The organism is Mycobacterium malmoense (assembly GCF_019645855.1).
GTDB classification, from domain to species: domain Bacteria; phylum Actinomycetota; class Actinomycetes; order Mycobacteriales; family Mycobacteriaceae; genus Mycobacterium; species Mycobacterium malmoense.
The window spans coordinates 523371-538186 of record NZ_CP080999.1 but is presented as its reverse complement, the minus strand read 5'-3'; the positions used below and the strand labels follow the sequence as shown (position 1 = coordinate 538186).

Sequence of the window (14816 nt, the reverse complement as noted above, 5' to 3'; positions counted from 1 at the left end):
GAGTGCCCGGAATGTTGCGAGTTATTCCCGACGGTTCCGCCCGGAATGGCACGGCGGCACGGTACCCGATCGCGTTGGGCTGACGATGACGGCGCCGGTCTGGATGGCGTTTCCGCCCGAGGTGCATTCGGCGTTGTTGAGTAGCGGCCCGGGGCCGGGTTCGTTGCTGGCGGCCGCGGAGGCGTGGAACTCGCTGGGCATCGAATACGCCGCGGTGGCCGACGAACTCAGCGCGCTCGTCGTGGCGGTGCAAAGCGGGGCGTGGGAAGGCCCGAGCGCCGAATCGTATGCGGCCGCCAACGCGCCGTACGTGGCGTGGTTGTTGCGGAACAGCGCCGACAGCACCGTGATGGCCACCCAGCACGCGACCGCCGCGACGGCCTACACCTTGGCCCTGGCCGCCATGCCGACGCTGGCGGAGCTGGCCGCCAACCACACCATCCACGCGGTGCTGCTCGCGACGAATTTCTTCGGCATCAATACGATCCCGATCGCGCTCAACGAAGCCGACTATGTGCGGATGTGGATCCAGGCGGCCACCACGATGAGCACGTATCAGGTGGCTTCGACTGCGGCCGTGGCCGCGGCGCCGCAGACCACCCCGGCGCCGCAAATCGTGAAGTCCGACGCGGCGTCCAATCCGACGTCCAACTTGGAATCGAACATCGAGACGTACCTGTATTCACAGCTGGTGCAATTTCAAACGGCCGAGAACCGTTTCGTGGATCAACTCATCTCCCAATACCTGGGCTACACGCACACCGGGACCTTGCCGACGCCGAAGGATCCTTTCACGGCGCAATATCCGACTGTGAGTAATTCCCAGGCATTGGCGAGCATCGAAGGTTATTACAATCAATATGTGCTCGCCGGTGGGCAGCTGACACCGGGGAAGCCGCTGGCCTACGATCTGGGAAATGCTTTATTCTTCATCAACTACACGTTCGTCGACTTGCTGCCGGGAGATATCGGCGAGATTGCACATGGAAATATCTATCAGATATTTTCACTCGAGACCGCGGCCATCGTATTCTCATTCGTAAGTATGCGAATCAGCAACGTGCTCGAGATTATCAACGTGGGGCTTAATTCTGGGTTGATCGCGTCGGCTACGGTCCCTGTTTTCGCCACTCCCGTGGCCGGCCTCTCCGGCCTCGCCGGCTTCGCGGGCCTGGCCGGCCTCGCCCAGCAGGCCGCGGCGATGGCGCCGGCGGTGGCGGTGCCGGCGGCGATCCCGCCGCCCCTCGCCATCGCCCACGTCGTGAGCGCGCCCGCACCGCCCGCTGCTCCGGCGGGCGTCCCCGTCACCTCGCCGGTCCACGCGGTTACCGGCCCCGGCGCCCCGCCGCCGCCACCCGTCGGCGCTCCGCCGCCGATTGCCACGGGCACGGAAAGCTTCGGCTACATGGTGGGCTACACGGAAACGGAGGCTCAGGCGAGCGCGCAAGCCAAAACCCGCGAACCGATCTATCGCAGCGCCTCGAGCATGCCGGCCGCGGCGGCCATTACCCGGCCTGCCTCGCCGCCGGCGCGACGACGGCGCCGTCGAGCCAATGTCAACCAGCTTGGCCGCCGCTATGAGTACCTCGACCTAGACCAGGTCCTGGACGATCAGTCCAGCGAGCAACTGGTCGCCTCGGTGGCGGCCTCGGATCGGGGCGCGGGAGCCCTGGGGGTTGCCGGGGCTGACCCGAGAGCGGAACACCCGGCCGGGCTGAGCACCCTGGCCGGTGACACCTTCGGCGGTGGCCCGACCGTGCCGATGGTGCCGGGCACCTGGGGCGACCGAAATACCACCGCTGACGATGCCGAACCCAACCCGTAGTCGATTGGAGACCACCATCAGCCTTTTCGGACCACGGCCGCGCCGCGGCGAGTGAGCCACATGCGGTTCGGACTTTCGGGAACCCTCGGCGGTCTGGAGGCGTATGGCGCCGACGCCGCCGTCGCGCAAGCCTGTCGCGTCGAGAAGCTGGGTTTCGAGTCCGTTTGGTTCAACGAGGAGCATTTCCATCGGCCGGACAGTCCGCGCACCCGGGCGGTGCTGTCGCCGATCGTGCTGGCCGCCGCCGTCGCCGCGGCGACAACCAGGCTGCGGCTTGGGTTTTCGGTGCTGCTGGTGCCGCTGCATCATCCGCTGCGGTTGGCCGAGGAGATCGCCACGCTCGACGTGCTGTCCGGCGGGCGGGTGAATTTCGGTGTGTCGCGGGCGAACGGCGACCGCTACCGCATCCCGTTCGGCTACGACGAGCGCCGCGACCCCGACCTGGAGCAATGCCTCGACCGGATCGTCGGCTACTGGTCGGGGACGCCGTTCGTCGTCGACGGCGTCTCGTACACGCTGTCGCCGGTCCCGGTGCAACGACCGCATCCGACGATCTACGTCGGCGCCTACAGCCCGCAGACGCTGGCGTGGGCCGCCGCGCGCGGCTATCCGATAATCCAGCACGGCATTCAGTCACCGACGTCGTTGCACCGCTGCCTGACCACCTACACCGAGCACGGCGGTGACCTCGCCGGGGTGCCGGTCGGACGGTTCTGCTACGTCGGCGAATCCGACCGCCAGGCGCGCAAGGACGCCTGGCCCGTCGTGGTCCGGCAGGCGCAGCGGCTGCGCGGGATCGCCCTTCGCCGCAAGGGGGGCGTCGTCACGACCGAAGAGGACCTCGACCCGGAGCGCTTTTATCGCGAGACCGCCATCGTCGGCGGACCCGAGACCGTCGCCGGCCGGATCGCCGAGCTTCGTGACCGCTACGGGCTCACCCGCGTCAACCTGTTGTCGTCGTTCTTCGGTTTCCTGCCAGCGGAATTGCTGGACGGATCGCTGGAGCTGTTCGCGACCGAAGTCATGCCCCGCCTCGCCGCCTCGCCGGACGACCACGACCGGGAAGCATCATGAGGCGCTTCACAACGGTGCTCGCGGCCGTCCTCGCCGCGGCGTGCCTGGCCGGGTGTTCGGGTTCCGGCGCCGAGGCCACCGGAAACGGTTCGCCGACGATCACCATCACCGACATGTTGGGCCGTAACGTGAAGGTGCCCAAGGGCATTCACCGCGTGCTGGCATTGCATCCGATCCCGACCACGCTGCTCGAGCTGCTGGCGCCCCAACAGATCGTCAGCGTCGACACCGTGTTCGCCCGGTCGCTCAGGCCGGACGACGCGCGGTTCACGCCGGAGCAGATGTCGTCGCTCAAGTCGTTGCCGGTCACCGGCGTCTACTTCAAGGGCTTCGATGCCGAGCAGTTGGTCAAGCTGCGGCCCGACGTCGTGATCACCATGACCGGTGACACCAACATCGACCGCGAGGAGACGCAAACGGGGATCCCCTTTTTCGCCGTGTCGAAGGCCCCCACGGCGAGCTATGAGACCACCATCCGCCTGATCGGCCAGATCGTCGGCCGGGCCGATCGGGCCGATCGGATGGCCGGATTCTGGGCTCACACCATCGCATCGGTCGAGGCCAAGGCCGCCGCCGTCGCGGCCGGACGACGCCCGAAGGTCCTGTACACCGGCAAGAACGGCGACATTCTGGGCATCCCGGGCAAGGACACCGTCTTCGGTTCCACGATCGCCACGGCGGGCGGCAGCTATGTCGGCGACGCGTTACCCGCCGGCCATGCGCGCGCCGAAAACAATCCGGTGAGCATCGAACAGGTCGTGGCATGGGACCCCGACGTCGTCATCGTGGCGTCGGCGGCCACCAAGGCCAAGATCATGAACGACCCGCGCTGGCAGACGATCAGGGCCGTGCGGGACGGCCGCGTCTACGTGCCACCGCGGTACGGCGGTCTGGACGGCCTGCAGGCCGTCCTCGGAATGGCATGGACGCAAGGGGTTTTGCTGGACAACGACGACGCCACGGCGCGGGCCGCCGTGGCGACCACCATGCAGGACTACTACACGCTGTTCTACGGTCACCCGCTGACCTCGACACAGATCGATCAGCTGGCCAGTTGATGAAAGGGATCCGCATGTGCACCGATGAGAACCCCGCCGAACAGTCTCGCCCGGAGGCCCAAACCTTCGCGACGACAGCGGAATTCCTCGCCGCGATCCAACCCGGCATGCACCTGTGCAGCAGTGACTTCAACGGCTGGGGCGTCGTCGAATCCGTCGACACCGCCGCGCCCGCGGTCGTCGGCGTCACCAACGCCGACCAGAGGCGGGTCCGCGTCCCGGCCGACACGCTCATCGACATCCGCGGCGGCCACTGCGTCCGGATCGACCGCGTGCGCGCCACGCTCGACGGGCAGGGCTGGGAGATCTGAGTGCTCGCCACGTTCCGATTGCCCACCGCCGAAACGTGGTCCGACCCGTGGCCGATGTATCGCGCGCTGCGCGACCACGACCCGGTGCACCACGTGGCGCCGCGGGCGGAGGACGGCGGGAACTCACCCGGCTACTACGTGTTGTCCCGGCACGCCGATGTCTGGTCGGCCGCCTGCGACACCGAAACCTTTTCCTCGACCCTGGCCGCGGCCGTCGAGCACAACGGCCTGAAACCCGCCGGTTCCCAAGGCAATCCCTCGCAGGTATTGCAGGACTCGTCGGAGCACGCCGAGTTCCGCAAACTGGTCTCACACGGTTTCGCGCCGCGGCTGGGGACCATGGAATCGACGGTCCGCGAGTTTGTGGTGGAGCGCATCGAGCGGATGCGCGCCGACGGCGGCGGCGACATCGTCGCCGACCTGTTCAGGCCGCTGCCGTCGGTGGTGGTCGCGGAGTACCTGGGCATCCCGGAGGATGACCGGGTCCACTTCGACGGCTGGGCGGAGGCCGTCGCCGCCGTCACCCTCGCCGAAGGCGGTCTGGCCAACGCGTTGCGGGGTGTCATCGGGCCGCTCGCGACGATGATGTCGTACTTCACCGAGCTGATCAGGCTGCGCCGACTCGTGCCCGGCGACGACACCGTCTCGCAGCTGGTGACGGCGGGGCCCGGCACGCAGTCGATGCTCGCGTTCATCGTCGCCATGATCGCCAACGGCATCGACACCACCACGGGCATGCTCGCCGGCTCCGTGCAACTGCTGCACCAGCGTCCCGATCAACGCACACTGTTGGTCGAGAACCCCGAGTTGATCCCCGGTTCCATCGACGAGTTCCTGCGGCTGACATCGCCGGTGCAGGCCATGAGCCGCACCGTCACCCGCGACGTCACGATCCGCGGAACCGCGATCCCGGAAGGTCGCCAGGTGCTGCTGCTGTACGGCTCCGCCAACCGCGACGAACGCCAATACGGCCCGGACGCCGGCGATTTGGACGTGCGGCGGCAGCCTCGCAACGTCGTGTCGTTCAGCCAGGGCGTGAACCGTTGCCTGGGCGCGGCCGCGGCCCGGATGCAGTCGCGGGTCGTCCTGACCGAATTGCTGTCCCGCTGCCCGGATTTCGAGGTCGACGAGCCCGGCATCGTCTGGGCCAACAGCAGCCACGTGCGACGACCCGTGTCGGTTCCCTTCCGGATCGGCTCGTGACCGCCGAGGAATTGGCGCCCGGCCCGGCGGCGCCGGCGGCCGCGGAGGTGCCCGCGACCCGCGGACGGCCCCGATGGCGGCGCCGTGGAATGGGCTGGCGCACAGCCTTATTGACGGCATTCCTGCTGGTGACCGTGGCGGCGTCGCTGACGGTGGGGCGCTATCCGGTCGGGGTCGGCGCGGTGCTCCACTTCACCGCGCTCGATCACGTCGACCAAACGGTGCTGACCAGGATCCGATTGCCGCGGATCTGGTGCGGGATGTTGGTCGGCGCCGGGCTCGCCGTCTCCGGGGCCGGGTACCAGACGATGTTCCGCAATCCCCTGGTGTCCCCGGCCATTTTGGGTGTGTCGGCCGGCGCCGGGTTCGGCGGGGCGCTCGCCCTGCTGCTCGGCCTGCCGTACTGGCAACTCGACGCGATGGCGTTTGTCGGGGGGCTGGCGGCCGCGGCCTTCTCGATGGTCGTCGCGCGCGCCATCGGCCACGACTCGATCGTCCTGCTGGTGTTGGCGGGGGTCGTGGTCGGCAGCGTGTTCGCCGCGCTGATCTCGGTGACCGAATACCTGGCCAACCCCGACGACACCTTGCCGGCCATCACGTTCTGGCTGATGGGTGGGCTGGGCCGCCAGCAGTTGGGCGGGCTGATCGCGCCCACGGTCGTCGTCGCCGTTTCCCTGGTGCTGCTCTACACGGTGCGCTGGCCGCTGACGGTGCTGGCTTCCGGTGACGAGGACGCTCGCACCCTGGGCGTCAACACCCGCCGCACCTGGGCCACGGTCGTCGTCGCGTGCACCCTGATCACTGCCACCACCGTCAGCCTGGCCGGGGTCATCGGCTGGGTCGGCCTGTTGGTGCCGCACGCGGCACGGGCCATCGTCGGGCCCGCGTTCGGTCGGATCATGCTTGCCGCGGCGCTGCTCGGTGCGGCGTTCGTCGTGGGGGTCGACGATGTGGCCCGGGCGGCGACCTCCGTCGAGATCCCGCTGGGCATTCTCACCTCATTGATCGGGGCGCCGTTTTTCCTCCTGGTGCTGGCGAAGGTGCGGCGGCAGTGGGCGTAGCGCTCGAGGTCGAACGGTTGTCGTTCGCGTACGGCAAGGGCGGCCCCCGCCTGGCGGAGGTGTCGTTGACGGTTCCCGACGGTCGGATGTGCTGCCTGCTGGGGCCCAACGGCGCCGGCAAGACCACGCTGCTGCGCTGCCTGCTCGGGCTGCTGACGCCGCGATCGGGCACGGTGCGGCTGGCCGGTCGGCCGATCGGCCAGCTGTCCCGCCGCCAACTGGCCCGCCGGATCGCCTACGTCCCGCAAAGCAGCAGCACCCCCTTCCCGTTTTCCACCCTCGACATCGCGGTGACCGGGCGCACCCCGCACCTGCGGGCGTCGGCCTCCCCGTCGGCGGCGGATCGGCGCGCGGCGGCCGCGGTGCTCGACGAGCTGGGCATCGGCGCGCTGGCCGACCGGCCGTTCTCGGTGCTGTCCTCAGGCGAACGCCGGCTGGCGTTGATCGCGCGCGCGATGGTCCAGGACGCGCCGGTGCTGGTGCTCGACGAGCCGACGGCGGCCCTTGATTTCGGCAACGAGGCCCGCATCCTGCAACTGGTTACCGGGCTGACCCGGGCGGGGCGCACGGTGCTGATGACCACACACCAGCCCTGGCATGCGCTGCTGTGCGACGACCAGGCGGTGCTGATGCGCGACGGGCGGATCGTCGTCGACGGACCCGCGCCAGACGTCGTCACCGCGCAGCGGCTCAGCGAGCTCTACGGGGTGCCGGTTCGGGTGCTCACCGCCGTCGACCCGTCCACCGGGCGCCCGGTCTACGCCTGTGCGCCCATCGTCGGCGCACCGACTGCGGAACGGGCCGCGAGCTCAACACCGGCTTGATTGCCGCCGATACGGGGTCCCCCGCTGGCGCCCTTAATGAAAATGATTATCATTAGCGCATGCCCTCACAGAGTTCCGATCTGCTTCCCGTCACCGTGCTGTCCGGATTCCTGGGAGCCGGGAAAACCACCCTGCTCAACCACGTGCTGGCCAACCGGGAGGGCCGACGGGTCGCGGTGATCGTCAACGACATGAGCGAGGTGAACATCGACGCGGCCCTGGTCGCGGGGACGGGCCATCTGGACCGCACCGAAGAGAAGCTCGTCGAGCTGACCAACGGCTGCATTTGCTGCACCCTGCGCGAGGATCTCATCGAGTCGGTGGCCCGCCTGGCATCGGCCGGCCGTTTCGATTACCTCCTGATCGAGTCGACGGGGATCTCGGAACCCATGCCGGTCGCCGCGAGCTTCAGCTGGGAATTCGACAACGGGTTCAGCCTCGGCCGGGTCGCGCGCCTGGACACCATGGTGACCGTCGTCGACGCGTCGACGTTTCTGCGCGAGATGGCTCGCGGTGAGGCGCTGGCGTCGCGCGACCTCGCCGCCGGCGACGGCGACGTCCGCACCATCGCCGACCTGCTCGTGGACCAGGTGGAATTCGCCGACGTCATTCTGCTCAACAAGACCGACCTGGTCGGTGAGGAAACCTGCGCGAGGGTGGCCGCGGTGCTGCGGCGCCTGAATCCGTCGGCGAAGATCGTGCCCACCGATCACGGCCGGGTGGCGCTGTCGGAGGTGCTCGACACCGGCCTGTTCGATCCCGATCTCGCCGCGCAGTCACCGGGCTGGGACCGGGAGATCACCGACGGGCACGCGCCCGAGACCGAGGAGTACGGCATCAGCAGCCTGACGTTCCGCGCGCGGCGACCCCTGCACCCGCGGCGCCTGCACGCGGCGCTCGGCCAGCTGCAAGGCGTGTTGCGCAGCAAGGGTTTCTGCTGGATCGCCAGCCGGCCCGACATCGCGGCGATCTGGTCTCAAGCCGGACCCAACCTGGTGATCGAACCGGCGCAATACTGGTCGACCGCCGACTTCCGTCCCGGCCAGGAAATCGTGTTCATCGGGGTCAAACTCGACCGCGACCGGGTGCTGGGCCTCATGGAGGCGGCGCTGCTCACCGACACCGAACTGGCCGAAGGCCCGCGGCGGTGGGTCGGCTACCCCGATCCGCTGCCACCCTGGGACACCGTGCACGCCCACTGACACCCCAGGCGCGCGGCTACGACCCCACATCTGGGGCCGCCGTCAGCGGGTCAGAACCCTCCCTAACTTGTGACCCGCGAGCAATCACCCCCGGGGCCCGGCCCCGTGGGCCGAGCCAGTGAGAGTCGTCACAGCCGTATCCAGACGACCCATGGATAAGTATGGTTAGCCTAACCTACTTTGGGAGGGCTGGGAGCGATCGTGTCCGTCGAACCCGACTTCTCGCTGATCGTCGGCTACGGCAGCGACATGGGCAATGCCGAAGACGCCGCGATGTCGTTTGCCGAGGCGGTCGAACAAGCCATCGGCATCAAAGCCGGCGCGGTCGAACTCAACCAGGTCGAACCCGCCCAGCTGCGGTCGGCGACCCACCTCGTCGTGGTCGTCTCGACGTTCGGTGACGGTGAGTTTCCCGATAACGCCACATTGTTTTGGGAAGCGATCAGCGCCGAGGACGCCGAGCGGCTCGATCCTCTGAGGTTTGCGGTGCTCGCCCTCGGCGACAGCGGCTACGAACTCTTCTGCAACGCAGGCCGACTCCTCGACGCGCGACTCGAAGCCCTGGGTGCCACTCGACTGGCGGAACGCGTCGACGTCGACGGCCCCTATGAGCAACCGGCTGCGGCGTGGACGACCGACGTCGTGAAGCTGTTGGCCGCTGAGCACACCAATACCGTTCCGACAGTTGCTGTTTCCGCTGCCGTTTCCGCGCGCGAGACACCCTCGCCGGAACCTGCAGAGCAATCGGGCCGAGATCGCAACCCTCCCTTCGAGGCCCGGGTGGCGGTCAACCGGCTGCTGACGGCCCCGGAGTCCGACAAGGAGGTTCGCCACTACGAGTTGGACCTCACGGGCTCGGGAATCGCTTATCAGGCAGGCGATTCGATCGCCGTGCACGCCACCAATGACCCCGCCCTGGTCGAGGCGATACTGACCGAGCTCGGCGTCGGCCCCGATCACGTTCTGCCCGATCACGACGAGCCGCTTGGCGCCCTGCTTACCCAGCGCCTGGAGATACGGGCACCGTCGCGAGCGCTGCAGGCGTTGGTCGCCTCGCGAACCCACGACGATCCCGCCGCGGCGGCCCGGCTCAGCGGTGACGCCGCTCAGGCCAATGGGGCCCTGGGTTCGTGGTTGTACGACAAGGACGTCCTCGACCTGATCAGGCTGAGCGAGCTGACCTCGGATGACGTTGTCGAGGTCGTCGACACCTTGCGTCCGCTTCAGTTCCGCGACTACTCGATCGCGTCGAGCCCACTGGTACACCCCGACCGCGTGCACCTGACGGTCGCGACGGTGCGCTACACCGCCGGGGAACGCCGCCACGGCGGCGTGGCCTCGACATTCCTGGCGGATCGCTGCGAGACCGCGCGGGTACACCTGCGACCGAACCATTCCTTCCGCCTACCCGCCGCCGACGCGCCGATCATCATGATCGGCCCGGGGACCGGCATCGCGCCGTTCCGCGGCTTCCTGCAGGAACGCCAGGCCACCCGCGCGACGGGACGATCATGGCTGTTTTTCGGGGACCGGCGGCGGGCCACCGACTTCCTCTACCGCGACGAGCTCGACGGCTTTCTCAAGTCGGGCACCCTCACCCGACTTGACGTGGCGTTCTCCCGCGACTGCGCCGACGGCGGCCCGAAATGCTATGTGCAGCATAGCATGTGGGAGAACTCGGCGGAACTCTTCGGCTGGCTCGAGGACGGCGCGCACGTGTACGTATGTGGCGACGCCGAGCGGATGGCCAAGGACGTCGATGCGACGTTGCGCCACATCGTGTCCCGCCGCGGCGGCATGGATACCGCGGCCGCCCATGCCTACGTCAACGAGCTCATCAAAAATCACCGTTACGTGCGCGACGTCTACTAAGCGGCCTGATCCGGAAGCGGTGCGACGACGATGTGGGTCCCGTGGGCGCGGGTCCCGACTCACAGCGACACGCTCGTAGTCTCGAATCTGCGTTCAGCACTGGCTTTTTCGGCTCAGCATCGCCGCCATTGCAGTTTCGGCACCTCAGCGAACCGATCCCGTGCATTGCTCCCGGGGCCTAGCTGCCACGCCCCTCGCTTTCGTTCGCCCCGTCGCTCCCCTCGCGGCCAACGGCCGGATCCCAGCTGCCCGGCACCATCGGAATCTTTGGGCCGCCGCCGAATTCATCGCTCGCCAGCGCCGCCAGGCCCGCGGCTCCGGCAGCGGTTTCCTTGTGAGCCGTGCCAGCGAACCCAAGGTTTCCGGCACCGTGATCCGAAGCCACCGTCGACACGACCGGCTCCTCATCAGGCGAGCCACCCCAGTCCGGATCGACGTCGACATTCATGTCCATGAATTCGTTGCCATAGCCGCGCTGCCGCTGCCGCTGGCGCCGCCGCGCCCGGGCCGCCTCCCGAGCCGCCGCCGCGGCCACCGCCGCGGCGGTATCGGGTTCCGGCGCTTTTCTTTTCGCGCTGGAGCTGGCGCTCGCGCTCGCGCCCGAGCCAAATCCGATGCTCGGAGGCCCCACCACATACGGGGGGACAAATCCCACCCCGGCGGGGGGCGCAGGCGGTGGCGACGGTGCCGGACCCGCAGGGGTCGGTGGGCTAGGCGTAGGGGCAGGTGCCGGCCCCGGCGCGGGGGCCGCGATCGGCGCGGCGATCGAGGTCAGCCCTACGACCGGCAGCACACTGGGCGCAGCGGCGACGGGCGCCAGAGCCGGCGCCGCGGATTGAAAAACATTTGCCAGCCCGGCCAGCCCCAAGCCGCCCAGCGCCGCTGGGGTGACGGCGGGGAGCGACGCCAGAGCCACCGCCGGGTTGGTGACCGCGTAGGCAAGGACTTCTTCGATGTGGGTCGGGATGTCGAAAAACAACCAGCTGCCGAACCATTGGAAGGCTTCCACCGGATTTTGCGTCAGGTCCACCGCGAAGTTCTGGAAGTCCTCGAAGAGTTCGAGGGTTCGAGCGACCCAAAACATCGCCTGACCGGGGTCGGCGTAATCGTCGTAGTCCAATCCGTTGAGGGTGCCGTCTGCAGGGCTCCAACTGATGCCCAAGTGCTGCAGGATGCTCGCGATGATGTTATCGAACGGAAGGTCGACGGTCGGGTCGTGCGCCACTTGGCTATTTGAGACACCGATGCTTTGCAAAAAATTTATCAGCCCCTGTGGGATCCCGAGCGGGTTGTCGGTCTGGCCGTTGTTGAGCAGGATGGCTGCGATCTGCTGGGGCAGCTCCAACGGGTTTTGCAGGAACTGCTCGATCTGCTGTTCTAGCCCCTGCACGAACCCCTGCAGCAGGTTCAGAAACTCCTGCAACAGGTTGGAGCCAGGCAACGACGACTGGGCCGGGGTTTGCGCGCCTGATTTCAGGATCTGCGGCGCTGGGTTCGTTTGCGGCATCGCCGCCACCGCCGTGCTCGAGACCGCCTGATAGCCGGCCATCGTGCCGGCGGCCTGGATCCACATCCGCACATAGTCGGCCTCGTTGAGCGCAATCGGGATGGTGTTGATCCCAAAGAAATTGGTCGCCAACAAGACTCCGTGGATGGTGTGGTTGGCGGCTAATTCAGGCAGTGTCGGCATGGCAGCCAATGCGGCGGTGTAGCCCGCGGCCACGGTCTCCAGCCGGGAGGCCGCAGCCACGCTCTCGGCGCTGGCCTGCGCCAGCCAGGCCAGATACGGGACATGGGCGGCCACATACGACTCGGCGCTAGGCCCCTCCCACGCGCTGGCCTGCACCGACGCCAGCAACGAGCCGAGTTCTTCGGCTGCCGAGGCGTATTCGGCACCGATCGAGTTCCAAGCCCCGGCCGCCGCAAGCAAGGCGCCCGGCCCAGGGCCGCTGCTGAGCAGTGCCGAGTGCACCTCCGGCGGTGAGGCCATCCAGATCGGCGCCGTCATCGTCAGCCGCCGCCCGCGATGAGATGCGACGACACCACGACCGGGCGGCCAGTCGATGCCTCAACCGCCGCATCAGCGGCGACTAGGCCTTCGGGCACGACCCGCAAGGTCATAGGGGCACTCCTCGGGCTGATGAAGGGTTACCAGACCGACGAGCTTAATGACTATGATTGTCATTATCAAACCGACGCGCGTGACGCTTGCTGCGCGCTAGACCAGCGGACGCCCGGTCCTGATCCGGCGGTCGACGTCGGCCAGCAGGACATTGAACGGGAATTGCCGGACGAAGCGCGGCAGCGCGCGGTTGACCGTGCGCAGCACGGCCATCAGCCGGTCGAAGCGCCGTTGCCTGGCGGCGTCCCATGGCAACCGCATCTCGTCGCGAAACCGTTGCGGCAGAAAGCCCGTGGTGATCAGCAGCGCGAAGCGGTCCGACGCGCGCTGCAGCGGGCCCGGCAGCGCCACCCCCCGGATGCGGCCCGCGGCGATGGGATACAGGTAGTCGCGGACGGCATCATCGATGTGCACCTCAGCCAGCGACCCTTGCCAGTACCGGTCGAAGGCCGCCCGGTCCGCCGGCCACATCTCCGGCGGCACCTGCAGCGTGGTGGCCAGCGTCATCCCCTCGCGGTAATGGCGGTCGGCGTCCTCGCCGTCCAGTTCGCCGACGAAGATGCGATAGATATCGACCGCGCCCTTGTACAGACAGGCCCCGACCCACAGTTGCAGGTCGGGATCGAATGCGTTGTACGACACCGGGCTTTCGGCGGTCGAATACACCTGCGCGTGGGCGCGGTTCACCGCCCGCCGGAAGGCCTCCTTCTGGGCATCGCTACCGGCGGTCGCCACCGCGAGGTAGGTGAAAGTGGTGCGCGCCCGTTTGATGGGATGCAGGTCGACCCGGCCGCTCTCGACGCGACTTTCCAGCACGCCATAGCCGACACCGGGCCGCGCCAACTGCATGATCACGTTCGCCGGGCCCGCCAACAACGCCACGCCCATCAGGCCTTCGTCGATGCCCAGCGCGCGCCGGCGCCGGGCGCGCCGCGGGCGGGCCGCGTCGGCGACGGGGCGCTCCACGTGCCGGATTGCTTCGTGGATTGCCATCAGCATGTCCTCCGCGGCACCGGCCCCCGCTAATTGTGCGAACGCGTGTTTCCTGATACTGCTCGCTGCTTGCGCCGGGTGTCAAGATGTGGGTATGCCCGACGATTCCGGCGCGCGGCCCTACCGCGGCGTCGAGGCGGCCGAGCGGCTGGCCGCCCGCCGCGGCCGGCTGCTGGCCGCCGGCCTGGAACTGCTGGGGGCGCAACGGCAGGACATCTCCGCGCTGACCGTCCGCGGCGTATGCCGCCAAGCCGGCCTGGCGGCCCGCTACTTCTACGAAAGCTTCCGCGACAAGGACGAATTCGTCGCCTGCGTGTTCGACTGGGTCATCGCCGAGCTGGCCACCACCACCCAGGCCGCGGTGGCGGCAGTACCGGCGCGCGAGCAGACCCGCGCGGGGATGGCCAACATCGTGCGGACCATCGCCGGTGACGCCCGCATCGGGCGCCTGCTGTTCGGCACCCAGCTGGCCAACCCGGTGATCGTGCGCAAACGCGCCGAATCCACCGCGTTGTTCGCCATGCTGTCCGGCCAGCACGTCGGCGACGCGCTGCACGTCCCGGCAAACGAGCGCATCAAAGCCGCGGCCCACTTCGTCGTCGGCGGCGTCGGACAAGCGATCAGCGCCTGGCTGGCCGGCGACGTCCACCTCGAGCCGGACCAGCTCGTCGATCAGTTGGCGTCGCTGCTCGACGAGCTCGCCGAGCCAAACCTGTACCGCCTCAAGGAAACAGCGGCAGGTGCCACAACCGCATCCCGGGATCCAGGAGCCACAAGCGCCTCATCGTGAGTCGTATGATGCGCAGCGCACCGGAGATCATGAAGATCGCCAACGGCACCTCGATCAGCAGCGCCGTGGCTATCGACAACCAGACGTCGTCGGGTCCGGCGGTCATGAGGTCGAACCAGGCGTCGCAGATGAGCAGCACCCCGGAGGTAAAGGCCGCAAGCAGCAGCACCTGGCGACGCAGGTAGCCGAACACGGCCGTGGCCAGCATGAAACCGACCAACAGCATGTCGAAGCCCACCCAGGTGGCGGTCCAGTTGTGGGCGACGTAGTTCTCCGGCAGCGTGATGGACAGATACCCCAGCCAGGGAATCATCGCGATCGAGCCACCGACCATCAGACCCAATCGGAGACGCCGCACTCGACCCAGCACCGCCGGATCGATCACCTCGCTCAGGGGCTGCTCCAACCGGATGATCAGCTCGCGCCGCTGCTCGGGAGTCAGCGCGGCGATCTGTGCGTCGGACAAAATGCTGTCGGTCAT

Annotated in this window: 13 protein-coding genes; 10 read left to right on the top strand and 3 right to left on the bottom strand. The window is 68.1% G+C overall.

What is annotated here, in order from left to right:
- Window positions 1-85 precede the first annotated feature (85 nt).
- The 9 genes from K3U93_RS25340 (at window position 86) to K3U93_RS02405 (ending at window position 10430) form a co-directional block, all read left to right on the top strand.
- A complete protein-coding gene (locus K3U93_RS25340) occupies window positions 86-1825 on the top strand; it encodes a PPE family protein (protein WP_083010618.1) in 1740 nt (579 codons plus the stop codon).
- A gap of 60 nt (window positions 1826-1885) precedes the next feature.
- A complete protein-coding gene (locus tag K3U93_RS02440; protein ID WP_083010619.1) occupies window positions 1886-2899 on the top strand; it encodes an LLM class flavin-dependent oxidoreductase in 1014 nt (337 codons plus the stop codon).
- Window positions 2896-3957, top strand: a complete 1062-nt coding sequence (locus K3U93_RS02435) for an ABC transporter substrate-binding protein (RefSeq protein ID WP_083010620.1) — start codon at window positions 2896-2898, stop codon at window positions 3955-3957. The genes K3U93_RS02440 and K3U93_RS02435 overlap by 4 nt, the downstream gene beginning before the upstream one ends.
- 14 nt (window positions 3958-3971) lie before the next feature.
- Entirely contained in the window at window positions 3972-4268 is a 297-nt protein-coding gene (locus K3U93_RS02430) for a hypothetical protein (protein ID WP_139796947.1), read from the top strand.
- Window positions 4269-5471, top strand: a complete 1203-nt coding sequence (locus tag K3U93_RS02425; RefSeq protein ID WP_277622373.1) for a cytochrome P450 — start codon at window positions 4269-4271, stop codon at window positions 5469-5471.
- The gene (locus K3U93_RS02420; RefSeq protein WP_230981567.1) at window positions 5468-6532 is read left to right on the top strand and encodes a FecCD family ABC transporter permease; all 1065 of its coding nucleotides are present in this window, start codon (window positions 5468-5470) and stop codon (window positions 6530-6532) included. The genes K3U93_RS02425 and K3U93_RS02420 overlap by 4 nt, the downstream gene beginning before the upstream one ends.
- Window positions 6523-7356, top strand: a complete 834-nt coding sequence (locus tag K3U93_RS02415) for an ABC transporter ATP-binding protein (RefSeq protein ID WP_230981566.1) — start codon at window positions 6523-6525, stop codon at window positions 7354-7356. Before K3U93_RS02420 ends, K3U93_RS02415 begins: the two co-directional genes overlap by 10 nt.
- Window positions 7357-7415: 59 nt before the next feature.
- Window positions 7416-8558, top strand: a complete 1143-nt coding sequence (locus tag K3U93_RS02410; RefSeq protein WP_071512184.1) for a GTP-binding protein — start codon at window positions 7416-7418, stop codon at window positions 8556-8558.
- A gap of 201 nt (window positions 8559-8759) precedes the next feature.
- Complete coding sequence (locus K3U93_RS02405) at window positions 8760-10430, top strand: diflavin oxidoreductase (RefSeq protein ID WP_071512183.1); 1671 nt, start codon at window positions 8760-8762, stop codon at window positions 10428-10430.
- 178 nt (window positions 10431-10608) lie between these two features.
- Here K3U93_RS02405 and K3U93_RS25335 read toward each other — a convergent pair whose 3' ends face one another.
- Window positions 10609-12438 carry a PPE family protein gene (locus K3U93_RS25335; protein WP_277622372.1) on the bottom strand — a complete coding sequence of 610 codons (1830 nt, stop codon included), beginning with the start codon at window positions 12436-12438 and terminating at the stop codon, window positions 10609-10611.
- Between the two features lie 210 nt (window positions 12439-12648).
- A complete protein-coding gene (locus K3U93_RS02385) occupies window positions 12649-13551 on the bottom strand; it encodes an oxygenase MpaB family protein (protein ID WP_420915370.1) in 903 nt (300 codons plus the stop codon).
- A gap of 88 nt (window positions 13552-13639) precedes the next feature.
- On the opposite strand from K3U93_RS02385, the gene K3U93_RS02380 reads away from it, so the two are divergent.
- The gene (locus K3U93_RS02380; protein ID WP_083010622.1) at window positions 13640-14335 is read left to right on the top strand and encodes a TetR/AcrR family transcriptional regulator; all 696 of its coding nucleotides are present in this window, start codon (window positions 13640-13642) and stop codon (window positions 14333-14335) included.
- On the opposite strand, the gene K3U93_RS02375 is transcribed toward K3U93_RS02380, so the two are convergent.
- Window positions 14268-14816, bottom strand: coding sequence for a hypothetical protein (locus tag K3U93_RS02375; protein ID WP_071512181.1), 549 nt, complete (start codon window positions 14814-14816; stop codon window positions 14268-14270). The two genes, K3U93_RS02380 and K3U93_RS02375, sit on opposite strands and share 68 nt — an antisense overlap.